At 63.7% G+C, this 20,343-nt stretch carries 20 protein-coding genes; 7 read left to right on the top strand and 13 right to left on the bottom strand.

What is annotated here, in order from left to right:
• Positions 1 to 48: 48 nt before the first annotated feature.
• The 10 genes from CI15_RS08600 to CI15_RS08555 form a co-directional block, all read right to left on the bottom strand.
• Positions 49 to 795: an SDR family oxidoreductase gene (locus CI15_RS08600; protein WP_062126355.1), complete on the bottom strand. Its 747-nt coding sequence runs from the start codon at positions 793 to 795 to the stop codon at positions 49 to 51.
• 59 nt (positions 796 to 854) lie between these two features.
• Positions 855 to 1,442, bottom strand: a complete 588-nt coding sequence (locus CI15_RS08595) for an LOG family protein (RefSeq protein WP_062126353.1) — start codon at positions 1,440 to 1,442, stop codon at positions 855 to 857.
• 2 nt (positions 1,443 to 1,444) lie between these two features.
• Entirely contained in the window at positions 1,445 to 2,170 is a 726-nt protein-coding gene (locus CI15_RS08590) for a TetR/AcrR family transcriptional regulator (RefSeq protein WP_062126350.1), read from the bottom strand.
• Between the two features lie 292 nt (positions 2,171 to 2,462).
• Positions 2,463 to 3,122 carry a diacylglycerol kinase gene (locus CI15_RS08585; protein ID WP_075643678.1) on the bottom strand — a complete coding sequence of 220 codons (660 nt, stop codon included), beginning with the start codon at positions 3,120 to 3,122 and terminating at the stop codon, positions 2,463 to 2,465.
• Positions 3,123 to 3,144: 22 nt separating this feature from the next.
• Complete coding sequence (locus tag CI15_RS08580) at positions 3,145 to 4,176, bottom strand: glycosyltransferase family 4 protein (protein ID WP_062127157.1); 1,032 nt, start codon at positions 4,174 to 4,176, stop codon at positions 3,145 to 3,147.
• Between the two features lie 49 nt (positions 4,177 to 4,225).
• Positions 4,226 to 5,167, bottom strand: a complete 942-nt coding sequence (locus CI15_RS08575) for a UDP-2,3-diacylglucosamine diphosphatase (protein ID WP_062126347.1) — start codon at positions 5,165 to 5,167, stop codon at positions 4,226 to 4,228.
• Between the two features lie 672 nt (positions 5,168 to 5,839).
• Positions 5,840 to 6,364, bottom strand: coding sequence for an RDD family protein (locus CI15_RS08570; protein WP_062126344.1), 525 nt, complete (start codon positions 6,362 to 6,364; stop codon positions 5,840 to 5,842).
• Positions 6,365 to 6,385: 21 nt separating this feature from the next.
• Entirely contained in the window at positions 6,386 to 7,150 is a 765-nt protein-coding gene (locus tag CI15_RS08565) for a DUF3106 domain-containing protein (protein WP_062126341.1), read from the bottom strand.
• 16 nt (positions 7,151 to 7,166) lie between these two features.
• The gene (locus CI15_RS08560) at positions 7,167 to 7,598 is read right to left on the bottom strand and encodes a DUF3619 family protein (RefSeq protein WP_062126338.1); all 432 of its coding nucleotides are present in this window, start codon (positions 7,596 to 7,598) and stop codon (positions 7,167 to 7,169) included.
• Positions 7,595 to 8,158: an RNA polymerase sigma factor gene (locus CI15_RS08555; protein WP_062126335.1), complete on the bottom strand. Its 564-nt coding sequence runs from the start codon at positions 8,156 to 8,158 to the stop codon at positions 7,595 to 7,597. The genes CI15_RS08560 and CI15_RS08555 overlap by 4 nt, the downstream gene beginning before the upstream one ends.
• A gap of 356 nt (positions 8,159 to 8,514) precedes the next feature.
• Here CI15_RS08555 and CI15_RS08550 point away from each other — a divergent pair, with 356 nt between their 5' ends.
• The 6 genes from CI15_RS08550 to CI15_RS08525 all read left to right on the top strand — a co-directional run bounded on the left by CI15_RS08550 (position 8,515) and on the right by CI15_RS08525 (position 15,597).
• Entirely contained in the window at positions 8,515 to 10,278 is a 1,764-nt protein-coding gene (locus CI15_RS08550; RefSeq protein WP_062126332.1) for an acetolactate synthase 3 catalytic subunit, read from the top strand.
• A gap of 124 nt (positions 10,279 to 10,402) precedes the next feature.
• Positions 10,403 to 10,894 carry an acetolactate synthase small subunit gene (gene ilvN, locus CI15_RS08545; protein ID WP_008920618.1) on the top strand — a complete coding sequence of 164 codons (492 nt, stop codon included), beginning with the start codon at positions 10,403 to 10,405 and terminating at the stop codon, positions 10,892 to 10,894.
• Positions 10,895 to 11,000: 106 nt separating this feature from the next.
• The gene (gene ilvC / locus CI15_RS08540) at positions 11,001 to 12,017 is read left to right on the top strand and encodes a ketol-acid reductoisomerase (protein ID WP_008920617.1); all 1,017 of its coding nucleotides are present in this window, start codon (positions 11,001 to 11,003) and stop codon (positions 12,015 to 12,017) included.
• A gap of 132 nt (positions 12,018 to 12,149) precedes the next feature.
• Entirely contained in the window at positions 12,150 to 12,788 is a 639-nt protein-coding gene (locus CI15_RS08535; protein WP_062126329.1) for a phosphatidylserine decarboxylase, read from the top strand.
• A 24-nt stretch (positions 12,789 to 12,812) separates the two neighbouring features.
• Positions 12,813 to 13,682, top strand: coding sequence for a CDP-diacylglycerol--serine O-phosphatidyltransferase (gene pssA / locus CI15_RS08530; protein ID WP_062126326.1), 870 nt, complete (start codon positions 12,813 to 12,815; stop codon positions 13,680 to 13,682).
• A gap of 367 nt (positions 13,683 to 14,049) precedes the next feature.
• Entirely contained in the window at positions 14,050 to 15,597 is a 1,548-nt protein-coding gene (locus tag CI15_RS08525) for a 2-isopropylmalate synthase (RefSeq protein WP_062126323.1), read from the top strand.
• A 108-nt stretch (positions 15,598 to 15,705) separates the two neighbouring features.
• Here the strand turns inward: CI15_RS08525 and CI15_RS08520 are convergent, their stop codons facing one another.
• From CI15_RS08520 to CI15_RS08510, 3 genes are all read right to left on the bottom strand, one after another.
• Positions 15,706 to 17,265: a SulP family inorganic anion transporter gene (locus CI15_RS08520; protein ID WP_062126320.1), complete on the bottom strand. Its 1,560-nt coding sequence runs from the start codon at positions 17,263 to 17,265 to the stop codon at positions 15,706 to 15,708.
• 107 nt (positions 17,266 to 17,372) lie between these two features.
• Positions 17,373 to 18,008 carry a carbonic anhydrase gene (locus CI15_RS08515; protein ID WP_062126317.1) on the bottom strand — a complete coding sequence of 212 codons (636 nt, stop codon included), beginning with the start codon at positions 18,006 to 18,008 and terminating at the stop codon, positions 17,373 to 17,375.
• Positions 18,009 to 18,238: 230 nt separating this feature from the next.
• On the bottom strand, positions 18,239 to 18,790 hold the full coding sequence (locus CI15_RS08510; protein WP_062126315.1) for a hypothetical protein: 552 nt from the start codon (positions 18,788 to 18,790) through the stop codon (positions 18,239 to 18,241).
• A gap of 188 nt (positions 18,791 to 18,978) precedes the next feature.
• On the opposite strand from CI15_RS08510, the gene CI15_RS08505 reads away from it, so the two are divergent.
• Entirely contained in the window at positions 18,979 to 20,298 is a 1,320-nt protein-coding gene (locus CI15_RS08505) for a branched-chain amino acid ABC transporter substrate-binding protein (RefSeq protein ID WP_075643684.1), read from the top strand.
• Positions 20,299 to 20,343 lie beyond the last annotated feature (45 nt).

Raw genomic sequence — 20,343 nt, 5'->3', positions numbered from 1 at the left:
CCGCGCTTTGGGTTCGAGGCTTGCGTCGCGTTCGCCCGCGGCGTTCGCTCAGCGGCCGCCCGTGACGTCGAACAGCGCGCCGGTCACGTACGAGGCCGCGTCGTCAAGCAGCCACACGATCGCCTCGGCGACTTCGTCCGCGCGGCCGGGGCGGCCGAGCGGCGTGGTCGCGCCCAGTTGCGCGGCGCGCTCGGGCTTGCCGCCGCTCGCATGGATCTCGGTGTCGATGAGGCCCGGACGCACGGCGTTCACGCGCACGCCCTGCGGGCCGAGTTCTTTCGCGAGGCCGAGCGTCATCGTGTCGATGGCGCCTTTCGAGCCCGCATAGTCGACGTATTCGTTCGGCGAGCCGAGCCGTGCCGCCGCCGACGAAACATTGACGATCGCGCCGCCCGCGCCGCCGCGCTGGGTCGACATGCGCCGCGCCGCTTCGCGTGCGCACAGATAGGCGCCGAGGACGTTGACGTCGAACAGGCGCTTCAGACGCGCGAAGTCCATGTCGGCAAGCTGGCTCGACGGCGCGACGATGCCGGCGTTGTTGACGAGCGCGTCGAGACGACCAAAGGTTTGCTGCAGCGTATCGAACATGCCGATCACGTCGGCTTCGTTCGCGACATCGCCGGCGATCGGTATCGCGCGGCCGCCCGCGTGTTCGACCTCGGCAACCGTCTGCTGCGCGGCGGCGAGATCGCGCACGTAGTTCACGCCGACGCACCAGCCGCGCGCGCCAAGCAGTCGCGCGGTGGCGCGGCCGATGCCGCGGCTGCCGCCGGTGATCAGAACAGCTTTCGTCATCGCATCCTCAAGGTTCGGGAAACGCGCGTGGCGCGCGTCGCGCGGGTTCGCGCCGGGGTTCAGAGCGCGTCGCTTTGCACCGGGGTCCACTTGTCACGCTTGGGCGGCGCATAGCGACGCAGCTTGCCGATCAGAGCGAGCGGATCGGCGTCGATTTGCAGCATGTCGAGATAGGTCTTGCTCATGAAGCCTTCGTCGACCGTGTGCTGGAGCAGGCGGATCAGCGGCTCGTAGAAGTCGCCGGTGTTCAGGAGTGCGACCGGCTTGCCGTGGTAGCCCAGCTGCGCCCACGTGAAGACCTCGAATAGCTCCTCGAGCGTGCCTGCGCCGCCCGGCATCGCGACGAACGCGTCGGACAGCTCGGCCATCATCTTCTTGCGCTCATGCATGTCGGGCACCACGTGCAGCTCGGTCAAGCCGTTATGGCCCACTTCCTTGCTGACGAGCAACTCGGGAATCACGCCGATCGCGCGGCCGCCTTCGGCCATCACGGTATCGGCGATCACACCCATCAGCCCCACCTTGCCGCCGCCGTAGACGAGCGCGAGATCCGCTTCGACGAGCGCACGGCCGAAGGCGCGCGCCGCCTGCGCATACAACGGTTTGGCTCCCATCGACGAGCCGCAATACACACACACCGACTTCATGCTCAACTGTCCTTCGATTCGTTGCGAGGGGCGGCGCCTTCACGGGGCGGCAGGTAGTCGTAGAACTCGCGCTTGGGCAGCTTGCCCGATACGAGGTCGTCGAACAGCTGCCGCGAGCGGCCGCGCAGGTAGGGCGCCATCAGCGACACGATCTGCACGCTGACCTGATGCAGCTCCGCGCGGATCGCTTCCTGCTCGTTGTATTTGCGCGGATTCATCACGAACTGATACGACAGCCAGTACGTGCCGATCACGCCGACGTTGGTCGCGATCACCTGCATCTCTTGCGGCGTCACGACCATTTCGCCGTCGGCGACGAGCTGCTCGCAGAACTGGCTCGCGAAGCGCACCTTGTGGCTGATGATCTGCTTGAAGTGCGTTTCGAGCGTACGGTTGCGCGCGAGCAGGTCGTTCAGGTCGCGGTACAGGAAACGGTAGCGCCACGTGAAATCGACCATGTACTGCAGGTACGACCACATTTCGTCGATGGTCGCGCGATGGTCGTCGGGGAAACGCAGACGCTTCTCGATCTCCTGCTCGAACTGGCTGAAGATGCTGTTGATGATGTCGTCTTTGTTGCGGAAGTGGTAGTACAGGTTGCCTGGACTGATTTCCATTTCCTCGGCGATGGTCGTCGTCGTGACGTTCGGCTCGCCGATTTCGTTGAACAGCTTCAACGACAGTTCGAGAATCCGTTCGCGCGTGCGGCGGGGAGGTTTGGCTTCCATGTCGTCCGGCCCTGGTTATGCCGGGCTGCGCGCGTGGCGGCGTGCCGCTGCTGCGTGTTCCACCCGGATGCGGTTGGTATATTGAGCGCTCCCAAACCCGCCGCCGCGCGGCGGGCCCCCCGAAAGGACAGGATGAGCCACGCGTTGTAGCGAGTGCGTTGGCGCTTTCCTGTGAGACCATCGGACGATTATAAACCGAGCGTTCTAATACCCAACCGCCTACGCGGATTTCCATTCTCTGGGACATGACAAAGCGAGCGCTGCTGCGGGGCGCTTCAGTTCGCATCGAAACTCAAAGCCACGCGCGAATCCAGCCGACCACCAGCGGCCCGACGATCACGCCCCACGTCATCAGACACATGCCGAGCGCGACCATCACGGCCGCGCTGCCTAGATCTTTCGCGCGGCGCGAGAGCTCGTGACGCTCGAGCGAGATGCGGTCGATCGCCGCTTCGACACTCGAATTGAGCAGCTCGACGATCAGCACGAGCAGCACCGAGCCGAGCAGCAGCACGCGCGAAACCGGATCGACAGGCACGACGAGGCCGCACGGAATCAGGATCGCGGCGAGCGTGAGTTCCTGACGAAACGCGCTTTCCTCGCGAATCGCCACGCGAAAGCCGGCCAGCGAGTTTTTCATCGCGTGCCATGCGCGAGTCAGGCCGCGATTGCCTTTGTAGGGGTTGAAGGGCAGCGGGGCGAGTGGGTCGTCCGGGCTGAGCGGTTCGTTGGGGGCGTCGTGGGTGGCGTTGTGCTGCGTGCCCCCCGCGAGATTCGTGCCGCCGTTGCTCGCGTGGGTGCCGTTCACTCGTTGCACGGTCTGCGCAGGCTCGGGCACAGGGGGCTCGCGAACATCGTCGAACGGCTCGATGCTGGTGGTGTCGCGAGTGGACTCGACGGCGCGCAGTGCGCCGTTCGACGCGCCTTCGACGCTGGATCGACTGCTTCGCATGGATAGCTCCGGGCGTGCCGCATTACGCGGCGGCGCCTTCCTCGCGATACACCGTGCCGCGCAGCGGCTTCAGATGCGTGGCGAACTGCGCGGACGCCGCCGCCCACGAGAAGCGCTCGGCCCACGCGCGCGCATGCGCGCGATCGATCTTCAATGCTTCGAGGCAGGCTTCGCGCAAATCCTCGTGCATCGCACCGGCGCCGCCGTCACCGAGCACGTCGATCGGGCCGGTGACCGGATACGCGGCCACCGGCGTGCCGCATGCGAGCGCTTCGAGCAGCACGAGCCCGAACGTGTCGGTGCGGCTCGGAAACACGAAGACGTCGGCGGCCGCATAGACCTTCGCGAGTTCGGCCTGCGACAGCACACCCAGATAGTTCACCTGCGGATAGCGCGACTTCAGCTCGGCGAGCGCCGGGCCTTCGCCCGCGACCCATTTCGAGCCGGGCAGATCGAGCTGCAGGAACGCCTCGACGTTTTTCTCGACGGCCACGCGGCCGACGTACAGGAAGATCGGCCGCGCGGTGTTGAGCACCTTCGAGTCCATCGGACGGAAGATCTCGAGATCGACGCCGCGGGTCCACAGCACGACGTTGGTGAAGCCGAACTTTTCGAGGTCCTGCTTGACGACCGGTGTCGGCGCCATCACCGCGAGCGACGGCTTATGGAACCAGTGCAGAAACTTGTAGGTGGCCGCGAGCGGGATGCGAAAACGCGCCTGCACGTACTCGGGAAAGCGCGTGTGATAAGCGGTCGTGAACGGCAGCTTGTGCTCCAGCGCATACGCGCGCGCGGCCATGCCGAGCGGTCCTTCGGTCGCGATGTGCAACGCATCGGGCGCGAAACGGTCGATACGCTCGCGCAGCTTGCGGCGCGGCAGCAGCGACAGACGAATCTCCGGATACGTCGGGCACGGGATGGTGCGGAATTCGAGCGGTGTCAGCAGATCGACCTGATGACCGAGCGCGGTGAGCTCGCGCCGGGTGTTCTTCAGCGTGCGCACGACGCCGTTGACCTGCGGCTCCCATGCGTCGGTGACGATCATGATCTTCATCGCGTTGTTCATCGCTGCGGGCCCTGGTGGTTGTGAAGAGTGGAAGTGCTCAGGCAGTGGCGCGGGCTTTTTGCGTGCCCGCCTGGGGCGCGCGAAGCGCGGTCCAGAAGATCACCTTGAGTTCGCCTTCATAGGTCTCGACGAGCGCCGACAGACTCTCGACCCAATCGCCATCGTTGCAATAGAGCACGCCGTCGATCTCGCGCATCTCGGCCTTGTGGATGTGGCCGCAGACGACGCCGTCGCAGCCGCGGCGACGCGCTTCGTCGGTCATCACGCGTTCGAACGACGAGATGAAGTTGACCGCGTTCTTGACCTGATGCTTCAGATATTGCGAAAGCGACCAGTACGGGAAGCCGAGCTTGCTGCGGATCCGGTTGAACCAGCGGTTCAGCACGAGGATCATCGTGTAGAGCGTGTCGCCGAGATAGGCGAGCCATTTCGCGTGCTGAATCACGCCGTCGAACAGATCGCCGTGGACGATCCACAGCCGCTTGCCGGCGAGCGTCGTGTGGAACGCTTCGCCGCGCACGTGGATGTCGCCGAACGCGAGGTCGCAGAACTGACGTGCGGCTTCGTCGTGATTGCCGGGCACATAGATGACCTGGGTGCCTTTGCGCGCCTTGCGCAGCACTTTCTGCACGACGTCGTTGTGTGCCTGCGGCCAGTACCAGCCTTTCTTCAACTGCCAGCCGTCGATGATGTCGCCGACGAGGTACAGGTACTCCGATTCGTTATGGCGCAGGAAGTCGAGCAGATAGCCCGCCTGGCAGCCACTCGAGCCGAGGTGAATGTCCGAGAGCCAGATCGTGCGATAGCGGTGCGGATCGGCGTGGTTGTCGTCGGGATGATCGGCGTCGGCGTCGAGTGACGGCGTCGTCGGTAGCGGCAGGCCGTGATGAGTAGAACCCGGGGCAGGCCTGAACGCGACGGGGTCGACGCTCGGGCCAGTTTGACGAAACAGGGAAGTCGCGGACGTATTGGGGTCCATGGCTCACGCGTCGAGTGGCGGTGCCCGTATTGGGCCAGGCGCGCGTGACTGCGGCGTGACAGTCATGAGAAGTTCTTATTACGGAGGGGCCTTGGCGGGGGCCTGTTTTGTCGTTGGTCTGGCTGGGTTGGCCTTTCCTTGCTTTGTTATCGGTCGATTAGCGTTGCCCCTGTGCGGGGCGGCACCTACTTTCTTTGCTGCTGCAAAGAAAGTAGGCAAAGAAGACAGCTCAAACCGCAAGCTCTTAAGCGGGTCCCCTGGCTTGGAGGGGGTAGTGGTGCATCTGGAATCTGTGCCTTCGCACATTCCGCCTTAGTGACAAAGCTGTCATCCGCACCCACTCCGCACTGCGTGCGTCGCGGACGGGTCTGCCAGGCGAACCGACGGTTTGGGAACGGGGATTCGGCGCGCGTAGCGTCGCCGGAAGAATGACGGCCTTGTCACTGCCGTCGAATGTGCGGGAGCACGGATTCCAGATGCACCACTGCCATGTGCGGACCGAGGTGCCCACTTATGAGTTAGCGGTTTTAGCTGTCTTCTTTGCCTACTTTCTTTGCAGCAGCAAAGAAAGTAGGTGCCGCCCCGCACAGGGGCAACGCCAATAGACCGATAACAAAACAAGGAAAGGCCACCACCGCATGATGACCGACCTGAGCCATCGACCCGGCGCGCTCAGCGCCCCACCGCCACCACCTGCGTCCCCGCAAGTCGATCATGCAAAAACCGCCGCTGCGGATCAAAACGCCCACTCGCAGCCCACAACACGAACCAGACACCCGCAATAAAAAGCGTCTGCGGCACGCGCAAGCCAAGCAGAGGATGCAACGCCAGCGGCGGCAAGAACCACAACCACGCAAGCACATACCGCACGATCGCCCGTCCAACAGAAACCGGCGCGCCATCAGCGCCGACAACCCGCAACCGCCAGGTTTTCATCGGCAGCGTCTGGCCGCCATGCGTCCAGAACCAGACGAAATACACACCGACTACGAGGCCGATCCACGTGGCAAGCAGGTTGTGATGCGTGAGCCCGTTACGCTGCTGCGTGAGCGTGCTGAACAGGTAGCCGGCGATAAACACGACGCCGAACAGAATGACCGCTTCGTAGAGCAGTGCCGCGAGCCGTCGCCGGACGGTAGGCGCAGTGCCGCCGGGTGCGGCGGCGGGCAGGGTTGGAGTGGCGAGAGGCTGGGACACGAAATGGGCTGGGGATCGGAATCAGGAGCCGTGGAAGATCGCCGGTGCTTCGGCCGGTGACACCGGCAGCGGCGTCGCCGGCACGAAGCTGCCCGCCGCCGGAATCGCTGGCAGTGAGGCCGCGGCCGGTGCGGAGGCGGCGGGCGCGGCACTCGCGGCAGCGGCATCGCTGGCGCCGGCGGTGTGCTCGCGCGCGTTGACGAGCCGGTCGATGCCCTTGATCTCGTTGCGAGCCGAAGGCGGCGCGCTAACGACGCTAGGACGACGCTTGTGTTCGCTCGCTGCAAGCCGCTGCTTGGTCTCCTCGGGCAGCTGCTGGTACGCCTTCCACGCGTTCTGGCGCGCTTCGCGCGGCAACTCCTTCGAAACCTGATAGTTCTCACGCGCAACGCGGCGTTGATCAGGCGTCATGCGGACCCATTCAGCCATGCGCTCATGCAGACGTTTTTGCGCATCGGGCGACATCTTCGCGTATCTGGATGCGATCTTGATCCATTTGCGCTTGCGTTCATCGCTAAACGAATCCCACTGGGATTCGAATGGCGCGAGCGCGACATGGTCGGCGGCGCTCAGGCGCGACCAGGCGAGGGGACTGTTGCTGCCCGGCAGATCGGGCAATTCGACGGACAGTGCGGGTGCAGGCGCCCGTGCGGTCACGTTGGCGCCGGGCAACGGATTACCCGTGGCCGACGGAGTCGGGTGAAAGCGCGGATAGGTCGCGACAAACGACACCAGGGCCGCGATCGTGCATCCGAAAACAACGGCCAGCCCGCGCTTGTAACTCACCCGAGGAATCTCCCGCTCAGTGGCCGCGTGAAAGATACGCGTTGAAGCCGTGGTCGAGATAGGCATTGAGCGGCAGGTCGTCGCTTAGCATGGCGGCATCGATATCGGCGAGCTCGGCGGTGCGCTGGTGGTCTTCCCAGTACGCGATGCCGATCAGGCTCACGACCAGCGCCACGAGCGGCCACGCAAGCGCGAAGCGGCGCAGCCGTGAGCGGCGGCGCGGCTCGAGGCCCGCCTGCGGCAAGCCCGTCATCCCAGCCGGCATGCCCGCGAACGCAGGCACGAACACCGGCGCGCTGACGGCGTCGGGCTTCTTGCGCGACAGCGCGGCACGACGCGCCGCGGCGAGCCGGTCGACGGTGGCGGGAGGAAGGCTGGCGGTGGTTTCGTCGAGCGCGCGGCGCAGTTGACGCGCAAACTCGAGTTCTGTGTTTTCGAGGGAGCTCATAGCGTAATTCCTTTCGCCTTGAGCGCTTGCGCCAGCGTGTGCGTGGCCCGGGAGCAGTGTGTTTTCACGCTGCCTTCGGAGCAGCCCATTGCGGCGGCAGTCTCGGCGACATCCATATCCTCCCAATAACGCATGAGAAACGCCTCCCGTTGACGTGCCGGTAATTTCTGGATTTCGTCGTCGATCAACTGCAAGACCTGCTCGCGTTCGAGCTTCCGTTCGTTGCTCTCGGAGCCAACCGATCCCGACTCGGCCTCGAAGGTCTCCAGGGGGTCGAATTCGTCGTCGTCGGCGTTGCCCAGCGACGAGAACAGACTAACCCACGTGTTGCGTACTTTGGCACGACGGAAATAGTCGTGCGTCGCATTCTGCAGAATACGCTGAAACAGCAGCGGTAGCTCGGCTGCTGGACGGTCGCCGTATTTCTCGGCGAGCTTGATCATCGCGTCCTGCACGATGTCGAGGGACGCGTCGTCGTCCCGCACGGCGTAGACCGTCTGCTTGAACGCGCGCCTTTCGACGCCCGCCAGAAAATCGGCGAGTTCCTTGTCTGATGCCATCCGTTTGGGGTCGGCGCAGCAAGCGTGCGCGTAATCGGTCGAAAAATGTCGTAAAACTCGCGGATGCTAACAAACTTTTGCTCCGCGAGGGGCGAAACATGCTCAAGCTTGCATTTGCATGACAGGCGACATTACGCCCGATCGCGCGCCCCGGCGTGCGATCCAATGGCAATATTTGCTTGACCGCGGGCGCGGCAGCCGCTATTGTCGCTGGTTCGCAACATAAGTGAGTTGTCTCAATTGAGGTGTGGCCCAAGAAGCCCGCCTGTCAACTGGACGCGCCGCTTGAACCCGAGTCACGAGCCCGGCAGAGAGCACCCGATCAATTTTTTGCCGAAAATTCGAAAGGTGAATCAATGAATATGCCCAGCGCGGAATTCTCCACGTCGGATACGACCCCCCATCACGAAGCAGACTCTATCGGCGCCACCGTGCTCATGAAGGCACTGGCCGACGAAGACGTCGAGTTCATCTGGGGCTATCCCGGCGGCTCGGTACTCTACATTTACGACGAGCTGTACAAGCAGGACAAATTCCAGCATGTGCTGGTGCGCCACGAACAGGCCGCCGTGCATGCTGCGGACGCCTACGCGCGCTCCACCGGCAAGGTCGGCGTGTGTCTCGTGACCTCCGGCCCCGGCGTCACCAATGCGGTGACTGGCATCGCCACCGCGTACATGGATTCGATCCCGATGGTGGTGATCAGCGGCCAGGTGCCGACTGCCGCGATCGGTCAGGATGCATTCCAGGAATGCGACACGGTCGGCATCACGCGTCCTTGCGTGAAGCACAACTTCCTCGTGAAGGACGTGCGCGATCTCGCCGCCACCGTCAAGAAAGCTTTCTACATCGCTCGTACCGGCCGTCCCGGCCCGGTGCTGATCGACATTCCGAAGGACGTGTCGAAGGCGCCCTGCCAGTACGAACCGATCAGGAGCGTGTCGCTGCGCTCGTACAACCCCGTCACGAAAGGCCACTCCGGTCAGATCCGCAAGGCGGTGTCGCTGCTGCTGTCGGCGAAGCGCCCGTATATCTACACCGGCGGCGGCATCGTGCTCGCGGATGCGTCGCGTGAGCTGAACCAGTTTGTCGATCTGCTCGGCTACCCGGTCACCAATACGCTGATGGGTCTGGGCGGTTATCGCTCGAGCGACAAGAAATTCCTCGGCATGCTCGGCATGCACGGCACGTACGAAGCCAACATGGCGATGCAGCACTGCGACGTGCTGATCGCGATCGGCGCGCGCTTCGACGACCGCGTGATCGGCGATCCGAACCACTTCGCGTCGCGCCCGCGCAAGATCATCCATATCGACATCGATCCTTCTTCCATTTCCAAGCGCGTCAAGGTCGACATTCCGATCGTCGGCGACGTGAAGGAAGTGCTGAAGGAATTGATCGAGCAGTTGCAGACGGCCGAGCATGGCCCGGACACCGCGGCGCTCGCCGATTGGTGGAAAGACATCGAAGGCTGGCGCTCGAAGGATTGCCTCAAGTTCGACCGCAAGAGCGACATCATCAAGCCGCAGTACGTGGTCGAAAAGGCATGGGAGCTGACCGACGGCAACGCGTTCGTGTGCTCCGACGTCGGCCAGCACCAGATGTGGGCCGCGCAGTTCTACAAGTTCAACAAGCCGCGTCGCTGGATCAACTCCGGCGGCCTCGGCACGATGGGCTTCGGCCTGCCGGCCGCGATGGGCGTGAAGATGGCCCACCCGGACGACGACGTGCTCTGCATCACCGGCGAAGGCTCCATCCAGATGTGTATCCAGGAGCTGTCGACCTGCAAGCAGTATGACCTGCCGATCAAGATTATTTCGCTGAATAACCGCTATCTGGGCATGGTGCGCCAGTGGCAGCAGATCGAATACAGCAAGCGCTATTCGCATTCGTACATGGACGCGCTGCCGGACTTCGTGAAGCTCGCCGAAGCGTACGGTCACGTGGGCATGCGCATCGAGCGCACGGCCGACGTCGAACCGGCGCTGAAGGAAGCGCTGCGCCTCAAGGATCGCACGGTGTTTCTCGACTTCCAGACCGACCCGACCGAAAACGTCTGGCCGATGGTCCAGGCCGGTAAGGGCATCACCGAGATGCTCATGGGTTCGGAAGATCTTTAACGACGGGGCGTCTGGATAAATCCAGCGCCGGCTTCGTGATGCGCGCCTTCACAAAAGGCGAGGGCAGACGAAGCGGCGCCGCTCCGCTCGCTGACATCGACATTACATCTGGAAGAAGCGAAACATGAGACACATCATTTCCGTCCTGCTGGAAAACGAACCAGGCGCGCTGTCACGCGTGGTGGGTCTGTTCTCCGCACGCGGCTACAACATTGAAACCTTGACGGTGGCCCCGACCGAAGACCGTTCGCTGTCGCGCATGACCATCGTCTCCGTTGGCTCGGACGACGTGATCGAACAGATCACGAAGCATCTGAACCGCCTGATCGAGGTGGTGAAAGTGGTTGACCTTACCGAGGGCGCCCACATCGAACGCGAGCTGATGCTGATCAAGGTGAGAGCGGTCGGCAAGGAACGTGAGGAGATGAAGCGGATGTCGGACATTTTCCGCGGCCGCATCATCGACGTCACCGAAAAGACCTACACGATCGAACTGACGGGGGCGAGCGACAAGCTCGACGCCTTCATCGAGGGGCTCGATTCCACGGCGATTCTCGAGACGGTCCGTACGGGCAGCTCGGGCATCGGTCGCGGCGAGCGCATTCTGAAGGTCTGACGTCGCGTTTCGCATCGCCGGGCAACGCGGCATCGCCCGGCTGACAACACCAACATTCGCAGCATCTGAATTACTCTGAATCATCGAATCTAGCCAAGGAACCGACATGAAAGTTTTCTACGACAAGGACGCCGATCTCTCCCTCATCAAGGGCAAGCAGGTCACCATCATCGGCTATGGCTCGCAAGGCCATGCGCACGCGCTGAACCTGAAGGAAAGCGGCGTGAACATCACGGTCGGTCTGCGCAAGGGCGGCGCATCGTGGAGCAAGGCTGAGAACGCCGGCCTGCAAGTGAAGGAAGTCGCGGAAGCGGTGAAGGGCGCGGACGTCGTCATGATGCTGCTGCCGGACGAGCAGATCGCCGACGTGTACGCGAAGGAAGTCCACGCGAACATCAAGCAGGGCGCAGCGCTCGCGTTCGCGCACGGCTTCAACGTTCACTACGGCCAGGTGATTCCGCGCGCCGACCTCGACGTCATCATGATCGCGCCGAAGGCGCCGGGCCACACGGTTCGCGGCACCTACTCGCAAGGTGGCGGCGTGCCGCACCTGATCGCGGTTGCGCAGGACAAGTCGGGCGCGGCGCGTGACATCGCGCTGTCGTACGCGGCGGCCAACGGCGGCGGCCGTGCCGGCATCATCGAAACGAACTTCCGCGAAGAAACCGAAACCGACCTGTTCGGCGAGCAGGCTGTCCTGTGCGGCGGTACCGTCGACCTGATCAAGGCTGGCTTCGAAACGCTGGTCGAAGCGGGTTACGCGCCGGAAATGGCGTACTTCGAGTGCCTGCACGAACTGAAGCTGATCGTCGACCTGATCTACGAAGGCGGCATCGCGAACATGAACTACTCGATCTCGAACAACGCCGAGTACGGCGAGTACGTGACGGGTCCGCGCATCGTGACCGCTGAAACGAAGAAGGCGATGAAGGCCGTGCTGACCGACATCCAGACCGGCGAGTACGCGAAGAGCTTCATCATCGAAAACAAGGCGGGCGCACCGACGCTGCAATCGCGCCGCCGTCTGACGGCCGAGCACCAGATCGAACAGGTCGGCTCGAAGCTGCGCGCGATGATGCCGTGGATCGCGAAGAACAAGCTCGTCGACCAGTCGAAGAACTAAGCGTCTCGAGCTCACCAGGTCCGGTACGGCGCTTCGGCGCGGCGGCCGGATCAGTCAAAAAGCCGTCCAAGGGTGCTGAACCCTGGGCGGCTTTTGCTATCCTACGGTTTTACAAAAACACAGAAGCCATCCATGAATTACCCTCATCCGATCATCGCGCGAGAAGGCTGGCCGTTCATCGCCATCGCGGCCGTCGTTGCACTACTGGTTCACGCCTTCGCGGGGTTCGGCATTGCGTGGATCTTCTGGCTGATCCTGATCTTCGTCGTGCAGTTCTTCCGCGACCCGGCGCGGCCGATTCCGACCCAGGCCAACGCGGTGCTGTGTCCCGCCGACGGCCGCATCGTCGCAGTCGAAACCGCGCACGACCCCTATGCGAATCGCGAAGCGCTGAAAATCAGCGTCTTCATGAACGTGTTCAACGTGCACTCGCAGCGCTCGCCGGTCGATGGCGCGATCTCGAAGGTCGAGTACTTCCCTGGCGCGTACCTGAACGCGGCGGTCGATAAAGCCTCGCTCGAAAACGAACGCAATGCGGTCGTGATCGAAATGGCCGGCGGTCAGACGGTTACGTCGGTGCAGATCGCCGGCCTGATCGCGCGGCGCATTCTTTGCTACGTCCGTGCAGGCGAGCCGCTGACCCGCGGCCAGCGTTACGGATTCATCCGCTTCGGTTCGCGCGTCGACGTGTATCTGCCGGTGGGCAGCCGTCCGCGTGTGTCGATCGGCGAGAAGGTGTCGGCGTCGTCCACGATCCTCGCCGAGCTGTAAAGCGGCATACAGGAGGTTGTCCGAATGGCCGCATTCAAACCGCGTCGACCCCGCACCAGCGGACCGCTGCCGCGTCCGTTTCGCCGCAACAAGCCGGTGGTCGGGGAGTCGCCGGCCGCCGACAGCCGGCGCGCCCAGCGTCAGCAGTTCCTCAGAAAGCGCGGCATCTATCTGCTGCCGAATGCGTTCACCACGGCCGCGCTGTTCTGCGGCTTCTTCGCCGTCGTGCAGGCGATGAACGTGCGCTTCGAGATCGCGGCGATCGCGATCTTTGTCGCGATGGTGCTCGATGGCATGGACGGCCGCGTCGCGCGCATGACGCATACGCAAAGCGCGTTCGGCGAGCAGTTCGATAGTTTGTCGGACATGGTGTCGTTCGGTGTGGCTCCCGCGCTCGTGATGTACGAGTGGATCCTGAAGGATCTCGGCCGGTGGGGCTGGCTGGCGGCGTTCGTCTACTGCTCCGGCGCGGCGCTGCGGCTCGCGCGCTTCAACACGAACATCGGTGTGGTCGACAAGCGTTTCTTCCAGGGCATGCCGAGCCCGGCCGCGGCGGCACTGATCGCCGGTTTCGTGTGGCTCGCGACCGACAACCGCGTGCCGCTGAAGCTCGTCTGGCTGCCGTGGGTCGCCTTCGTGCTGACCATCTATGCGGGCGTGACGATGGTGTCGAACGCGCCGTTCTATAGCGGCAAGGCGCTCGACGTGCGACATCGCGTGCCGTTCGGCGTGATCCTGCTGGTGGTGGTCGCGTTCGTGCTCGTGTCGTCCGATCCGCCGCTGATGCTGTTCGGTCTGTTCGTGTTGTACGGTCTGTCGGGCTACGTGTTCTGGGCTTACCAGGCGGTGCGCGGCAAAGCCAATCCGGCCCGTTCCATGTCGCACGACCGGTAACGTTCAAGGCCGCCGTTCAGCGTCTCGATCAGTGAAAAACGGCAGTCCACGGGCTGCCGTTTTTCATTGGTTCGTCCCATCGCGAGGGGGCTTTGGAGCGGGCCGCAACCCGCTCCAGCGCGCATTGCGCGGTGACTGGAATGCCGCTATAGTCGTCGGATAAGTGCGCTGGCGTCGCCGATCGTGGCGGGTCCGCGAGACCGTTCGCTGCGCCGCGCCATCATGCTTCGTTCACGTCTTATGCGATTTTGCGTTCCGACCGCTTTGGCTGCGATCATCGCGATCGCGCTACCTCGCCAGCGGCGGCGCCCATCGTCCTATTCCAACACCAATCCCCACATTTGAAAGACTCCCGAGGAGGCCTGACATGTCCGACAAACTGATCATTTTCGACACCACGCTGCGTGACGGCGAGCAATCGCCCGGCGCGTCGATGACGAAGGAAGAGAAGATCCGCATCGCCAAGCAGCTCGAGCGGATGAAAGTCGACGTGATCGAAGCTGGCTTCGCGGCCAGCTCGAACGGCGACTTCGACGCGATTCACACGATCGCGGGTCTCGTGAAGGACAGCACGGTTTGCTCGCTCGCGCGCGCGAACGACAAAGACATTCAGCGTGCCGCCGACGCGCTGAAACCGGCCGATCACTTCCGCATCCACACGTTCATCGCCACCTCGCCGCTGCACATGGAGAAGAAGCTGCGCATGACGCCCGACCAGGTGTTCGAGCAGGCGAAGCTCGCGGTGCGTTTCGCGCGCAAGTTCACCGACGACGTCGAATTCTCGCCGGAAGACGGCAGCCGCTCGGACATGGACTTCCTGTGCCGCGTGCTCGAAGCGGTGATCGCCGAAGGCGCGACGACGATCAACATCGCCGATACGGTCGGCTACGGCGTGCCGGAACTCTACGGCCAGCTCGTCAAGACGCTGCGCGAGCGCATTCCGAACTCGCACAAGGCAGTGTTCTCCGTGCATTGTCACAATGACCTCGGCATGGCGGTCGCGAATTCGCTCGCCGGCGTGCAGCTGGGCGGCGCGCGTCAGGTCGAATGCACGATCAACGGTCTCGGCGAGCGCGCGGGCAATACGTCGCTCGAAGAAATCGTGATGGCGGTGAAGACCCGCAAGGACTACTTCGGACTCGACGTCGGCCTCGATACGACGCAGATCGTGCCGACCTCGAAGCTCGTGTCGCAGATCACGGGCTTCGTCGTGCAGCCCAACAAGGCCGTGGTCGGCGCGAACGCGTTCGCGCACGCGTCGGGCATTCATCAGGACGGCGTGCTGAAGGCGCGCGATACCTACGAAATCATGCGTGCGGAAGACGTGGGCTGGTCCGCGAACAAGATCGTGCTCGGCAAGCTGTCGGGCCGCAACGCCTTCAAGCAACGTCTGCAGGAGCTCGGCATCGCTCTCGATAGCGAAGCGGAACTGAACACGGCGTTCGCGCGCTTCAAGGAACTCGCCGATCGCAAGTCGGAGATTTTCGACGAAGACATCATCGCGATCGTCAACGAGGAATCGGCCGAAGCGCACGAGAAGGAGCACTACAAGTTCCTGTCGATGTCGCAACATTCGGAAACCGGCGAGCAGCCGCACGCGAAGGTCGTGTTCTCGGTCGAGGGTAAGGAGATCACCGGCGAAGCGCGCGGCAACGGCCCGGTCGACGCCACCCTCAACGCGATCGAAACGGAAGTGGGCAGCGGCTCCGAGCTGCTGCTGTACTCGGTGAACGCGATCACGACCGGCACGCAGGCGCAGGGTGAAGTGACGGTGCGGCTGCAGAAGAGCGGACGCATCGTCAACGGCGTCGGTACTGATCCGGATATCGTCGCGGCATCCGCGAAGGCGTATTTTTCAGCGCTCAACAAGCTCTATTCGAATGCGGATAAGGTGAATCCGCAGCGCTCGGAGTAACTAGCGCGCCATTTGGAATAGGGTTTGAAGGTGAAGCCCCGCGGTGCTCAGCACCCGGGGCTTTTTTTCGCCGTCTTCGCGCGGGCGCGCCGACGCGATAGGCCGCAACTACTCCGCCGCGGTGCGTCGTAGCGACCAACCCCGCGATGCGCGCGCCTGCTCACGGACCTGATTTCTGACCTCGACGGTGATCTCGCGGCGAGGCGCATCGGCGACGAAAGCATCGAGCAGCTCGCGCACGTCGTGATCGACGAAATCGGCGCGCGTGGTGTCGACGATGACGGTGGCGCCATCCGGAATCTGCTGCAGATAGTGCTTGAGCGGCACCTTGCCGAGAAACGACACGTCCTTGCGGAACGACAGCAGATAGTGATCGCCATGCTGCGCGAGCACGATCGGGCCGCGCAGGTTCGCGTACAGCGCGAACAGCATGCTGCACAGTATGCCGAGCACGATGCCGATCAGCAGATCGGTGACGAGCACGCCGACGAGTGTGACGATAAACGGTGCGAACGGCGCGAATCCCTGCCGCGCGAGCCCCGTGAACAACGATGGCTTCGCCAGTTTGAACCCGGTGAAGATCAGGATCGCGGCAAGACAGGCAAGCGGAATCAGGTTGATCACGCTCGTGAGCGCGAACACGCTGACGAGCAGCAATGCGCCATGAACGATTGCCGAAGTGCGGGTTTTTCCGCCGGCATGCACGTTCGCGGAGCTGCGCACGATCACCGAAGTGATCGGCAGGCCACCGATCGCGCCCGCGATCAGATTGCCCACGCCCTGCGCCTTGAGCTCACGATCGGGCGGCGCGCGGCGCCGTTCCGGATCGATCTGCTCGACCGCTTCGAGGCTCAGAAGTGTTTCGAGACTCGCGACGATTGCGATCGTGATTGCAACGCGCCAGATGTCGGGATTGATGAGCTGGGTGAACTGCGGTCCGAAATCGGCCGAGGCGAGCACTGCTTGCAGTGCCGCGAACGATTCGAGCGACGGCAACGCGACCCGTCCTTCGGCGGCCGGTGCCAGCGATGGCGCGACGAGCTTCAGCGTGAGCGTCGCACCAATGCCGAGCAGCACCACCGCAAGCGGCGCAGGCATGATGCGCACGACGGCGAAGCGGCGCAGCGCGCGCGTTTCCCAGCCTGCGAGGATCGCGAGCGACAGCAACGTGATCAGAACGGCGGTCGGCGAGATCGCGCCGAGCGGTGTGGCAAGCGCCGCCGACTTGACGGCGGCACCGGTGGCGGACTGGCCCACCGCAATGGGAAACTGCTTGAGAATCAGCAGCACGCCGATAGCCGCGAGCATCCCTTTGATCACTGGCGATGGCACATAGGCGGCGAACCGTCCTGCCTTGAGCATGCCGAAGCCGAACTGGATGACGCCTGACAGCAGGACGGCCAGCAGGAAAGCGGAAAAGCCGCCAAGCCGTGCGATGCCGTCGACGACGATCACGACGAGCCCCGCGGCCGGGCCGCTTACGCTCAGACGGGAGCCGCTCAGCACGGCGACCACGAGCCCGCCGATGATGCCGGACAGCAGCCCCGCGAACGGGTCGACGCCCGATGCGTGGGCAATGCCGAGGCAAAGCGGCAGGGCCACGAGAAAGACGGCCGTTCCGGCGAGCACGTCGTGCTTGAGCGTGGAGAATGAGCTTTGAGTATTCATGGCGTCGAAAAGCGAGAGGTAGGGCGATGGGCGACGAACGGAGGTGGCGTGGGGCGATTCCGCTGCGGGCTCCGTCGGCGGTTCGAAAGGGACGGGGACGCGCTTCGCTAGGCCGCGCTATGAACGGCGGTCGCGCAGGTCATCGCGTCGTCGGCGGTATAGCCGGACGAGAGAACCTTGATGCGCCCGTCGTCGAGCGCAAAGATCCAGCCGTGCACGAGCGGCACCGGGTCAGCCTCGCGCACGATCGCGCTCGCGCGCAGTTGCCGCACCTGTTCGAGCACGTTCAGCTCGGCGAGCCGGTTGACGCGGCCGGGCTCGCTCGCCGCGCCGTCCAGTTCCTCGCGATGCGTTTTCACGAGTACGCAGAGCGGTGCGATGCGGCGGTTCACATGCGGCAGCGCGGGGTCTGGTGGCAGCAGCGCGGCACGTACGCCGCCGCAACCGTAGTGCCCGCAGACGATCACATGACCGACCTTGAGCACCCGCACCGCGTATTCGAGGACACTCGCGACATTGTCGTCGTCGGGATGAAACAGGTTGGCAATGTTGCGATGGACGAACAGATCGCCGGGCTCGCAATGCGTGATCGTTTCGGCGGGAACGCGGCTGTCCGAGCAGCCGATCCACAGAACCTGCGGATTCTGTCCGCGCATCAGGTCGCGAAAAAATGCCGGGTTGCGCGTCGCCGTTTCGTGCGCCCACGCGACGTTGGCGACCAGCAGATGTTTTGGGCGGTTCATCGTGGCAGTTCCCTAAGAGTGGCGATTGACGTGGCACCGGACCGTGACAGCGGCCGCGCGGTTGGTCGCGGTCCGGGACGCGAAGGGTGTTTACAATAACCTTTCTTTTGGAAAATGTTTGACGTAAGCAGGATAAAATTCGTTTTTATGCTCAAGAAATAAAAAAGCCGCCTATTAAAGGCGGCTTTTTGAGATATTGATACTGCGCCCTGCAAGAGCGCTCAGTGCCATCAAAACAGGCTGCGGCGGTCGGGGTCGTGCAGCGGGTCGGGGGTCTTTTGCGTGAGACGCAGGATGCCCTGGTCGTCGAAATAGAAGCTGTACAGCATGTACCAGACGTTGTCTTCGAGATAGCGATACGTCCAGACCTCGCGCCTCATCAACGGGAAGTACGAGGTTTCGACCGGACGGCCGAAGTTCACCAGCACGTCGCTGCGCGTCCATTTGCCGATCTCGGCACGGTAGAACTCGTTGGGTTGCAGCACCTGGCGCATGTTGACGATCTTGCCGGCCGCGTCGATGTCGGCAGCCGTGGTGGTTTCGCCCATCGGCTGCGTTGGCCACATCAGGCGTTTGCCGCCGTCGGGCAGATCGTAGATTTCGCGCGGCGGACCGAGGCGCGTGATGATCGTCGAGACGTCCGCCCCCTGCTGATATTGCTGCCACGGCTGCGCGCAGCCGGCGAGCGCGAGCGCGCTGAGGCAGACGAGCGCGGCGCGGCGTAAGCGGGCGCCGGCTGGCGTCGCAAGAGAGGCCGCCGTGCGGTGGGGGCGGTTGAGCATTTCTTCCTCCGATGGCGTTCGAGTAGAGGTTTTTATCATCGAGACGCCTCATTTTGACACGCGCCACGACAAAAGCATGCGCGCCGCGGGAACGCGCGCGGCGCTGCAAAGATAACGTCTGTGCAAGCTTGCCTATTCCGTGCGCGACGTCCTATGATCCGCGCTTCGTACGATTCAGGCAGGACGCGATAATGGCGATGTGGCAACGGGCGGCGACACTGGCGCTGACGGCAATTTCGATAGCGCTGGCCGCGGCGGGCGCAGCGCACGCGGCGACGGCGGCGACGACGGCAAACCCGTCGCCGGCCGGCAAGCCCTCAGGCACGCCTATCCAGCTCGCGCTGATCGAAGGCATGTCCGGCCCGTTCGCCAACGCGGGCGCGGCGGTCGAACGCAATCTGCGCTTCGGTGTCGAGCAGGTGAACGCGCACGGCGGCGTGAAGCTCGCGGACGGTGCGCATCCGTTCGAACTCGTCGTGCTCGACAGCAAGGGCAGCACGGAGGAAGCGCTGACGCAATTGCGCGCGGCCGCGGACCGACATATTGGCTACGTCCTGCAGGGCAATAGCTCGGCGGTGGCCGCAGCGCTGATCGGTGCGATCGACAAGCAGAATAGCCGCGAGCCGGACAACCGCGAACTGTTCCTCAACTACTCCGCCGACGACCCCGCGCTCACCAACGCGGATTGCAGCTTCTGGCACTTTCGCTTCGACGCGCACGCGGGCATGCGCATGGCCGCGCTCGCCGACGTGATCGAGCGCGACAAGGCGGTGAAGAAGGTTTATCTGCTGAACCAGGATTACAGCTTTGGCCACGACGTGAGCAGTCTCGCGCGCTCGACGCTCGCGACGAAGCGCCCCGACATCGCGGTGGTCGGCGACGAATTTCACCCGATCGGCCGCGTGAAGGACTTCGCGCCGTATATCGCGAAGATCCGCGCGAGCGGCGCGGACGCGGTGATCACTGGCAACTGGGGCAACGACCTGACGCTGCTCGTGAAGGCGGCGCGCGAGCAGGGCCTCGATACGAAGTTCTACACGTTTTATGGCAACAGCCTCGGCGCGCCGGCCGCGCTTGGCGACGCGGGCGTGGGTCACGTGATCGCAGTGGCCGAATGGCATCCGAACGTCGGCGGCGCGGCCTCCGACGCTTGGTATGCGGCGTTCCGCGCGCGCTTTCCGGCCGCCCAGGACGATTACCCGGTCCTGCGCATGCCGCTGATGATCGAAACGCTCGCCGCCGCGATGAATCGCGCCGGCAGCGCCGATCCGACGGCAGTCGCGAAAGCGCTCGAGGGCATCCGTTTCGACAATGGTTTTCACGCCGCGTGGATGCGCGCCGATGATCATCAGCTGATCCAGCCCCTTTACGTGATGCAAATGGAAAAGGCGGGTACGCCGGGCGTGCAGTTCGATAACGAAGGCTCCGGCTATGGTTTTCGCACCGTGTTGACGCTGCCGGCCGAACGCACGGCATTACCGACCGTTTGTCGGATGCGGCGGCCCTGAGCGAGCGCGAGCGACGCGCAATTCGCCTTGCCTGCCCGGGGTTCG

The sequence above is a fragment of the Paraburkholderia monticola genome (assembly GCF_001580545.1).
Classification (GTDB): Bacteria; Pseudomonadota; Gammaproteobacteria; order Burkholderiales; family Burkholderiaceae; genus Paraburkholderia; species Paraburkholderia monticola.
Note: the sequence above shows the minus strand (reverse complement) of the source record. Positions and strands in the feature narration are given on the sequence as shown.

Bases quoted from the DNA above. Each gene is read 5' to 3' on its own strand.
- ilvC (WP_008920617.1), top strand. From the start codon at position 11,001: ATGAAAGTTTTCTACGACAAGGACGCCGATCTCTCCCTCATCAAGGGC.
- CI15_RS08515 (WP_062126317.1), bottom strand. From the start codon at position 18,008: ATGAACCGCCCAAAACATCTGCTGGTCGCCAACGTCGCGTGGGCGCAC.
- CI15_RS08600 (WP_062126355.1), bottom strand. From the start codon at position 795: ATGACGAAAGCTGTTCTGATCACCGGCGGCAGCCGCGGCATCGGCCGC.
- CI15_RS08550 (WP_062126332.1), top strand. From the start codon at position 8,515: ATGAATATGCCCAGCGCGGAATTCTCCACGTCGGATACGACCCCCCAT.
- CI15_RS08555 (WP_062126335.1), bottom strand. From the start codon at position 8,158: ATGGCATCAGACAAGGAACTCGCCGATTTTCTGGCGGGCGTCGAAAGG.
- CI15_RS08585 (WP_075643678.1), bottom strand. From the start codon at position 3,122: ATGCGAAGCAGTCGATCCAGCGTCGAAGGCGCGTCGAACGGCGCACTG.
- ilvN (WP_008920618.1), top strand. From the start codon at position 10,403: ATGAGACACATCATTTCCGTCCTGCTGGAAAACGAACCAGGCGCGCTG.
- pssA (WP_062126326.1), top strand. From the start codon at position 12,813: ATGGCCGCATTCAAACCGCGTCGACCCCGCACCAGCGGACCGCTGCCG.
- CI15_RS08580 (WP_062127157.1), bottom strand. From the start codon at position 4,176: ATGAAGATCATGATCGTCACCGACGCATGGGAGCCGCAGGTCAACGGC.
- CI15_RS08560 (WP_062126338.1), bottom strand. From the start codon at position 7,598: ATGAGCTCCCTCGAAAACACAGAACTCGAGTTTGCGCGTCAACTGCGC.
- CI15_RS08595 (WP_062126353.1), bottom strand. From the start codon at position 1,442: ATGAAGTCGGTGTGTGTGTATTGCGGCTCGTCGATGGGAGCCAAACCG.
- CI15_RS08525 (WP_062126323.1), top strand. From the start codon at position 14,050: ATGTCCGACAAACTGATCATTTTCGACACCACGCTGCGTGACGGCGAG.
- CI15_RS08510 (WP_062126315.1), bottom strand. From the start codon at position 18,790: ATGCTCAACCGCCCCCACCGCACGGCGGCCTCTCTTGCGACGCCAGCC.
- CI15_RS08575 (WP_062126347.1), bottom strand. From the start codon at position 5,167: ATGGACCCCAATACGTCCGCGACTTCCCTGTTTCGTCAAACTGGCCCG.
- CI15_RS08590 (WP_062126350.1), bottom strand. From the start codon at position 2,170: ATGGAAGCCAAACCTCCCCGCCGCACGCGCGAACGGATTCTCGAACTG.
- CI15_RS08520 (WP_062126320.1), bottom strand. From the start codon at position 17,265: ATGAATACTCAAAGCTCATTCTCCACGCTCAAGCACGACGTGCTCGCC.
- CI15_RS08535 (WP_062126329.1), top strand. From the start codon at position 12,150: ATGAATTACCCTCATCCGATCATCGCGCGAGAAGGCTGGCCGTTCATC.